Here is a 411-nt window from a genome sequence, read left to right as displayed (position 1 = left end):
GACCTTTGGTAACTTGGGCGAAAATTACGAGCTGGTAGCCATCAAATCTGCAGGAGTGTCGTTACGTAAAGCCATGCAGCCCTTGCTTGTTCTTATTTTGGGTTTGGCACTTGCCTCTTTTTTCTTTTCCGATTTTATGTTGCCCAAGGCTAACCTTAAATATGGTTCGCTCTTGTGGGATGTACGCAATAAAAAACTATCCTTTTTAATTAAGCCGGGCGTTTTTAACAATAGCATACCGGGCTACTCTATGCGGGTAGAGCGTAAAGGCGAAGGCGCCATAGATTCATTGTATGGGATCATGATATACGATCACAGCAGTGGAAATGGTATTCCGCAGATTATCATGGCTGAAAAGGGAAAAATGTCTAAAACTTCTGATGGCAACTACATGGTGCTTAATTTGGTTAA

The 411-nt window shown here is 42.1% G+C and carries 1 protein-coding gene; it reads left to right on the top strand.

The features are described from left to right. Positions 1 to 411: LptF/LptG family permease (locus B3I52_RS01460; RefSeq protein WP_293297796.1), on the top strand; the 411-nt coding region annotated here is incomplete at both ends.

Origin of the sequence: Pedobacter sp. UBA4863, from assembly GCF_002399615.1 — a bacterium.
In the GTDB taxonomy this organism is placed as follows: domain Bacteria; phylum Bacteroidota; class Bacteroidia; order Sphingobacteriales; family Sphingobacteriaceae; genus Pedobacter.
The sequence above is the reverse complement of the archived record's forward strand: the minus strand, read 5'-3'. Positions and strand labels throughout refer to the sequence as shown.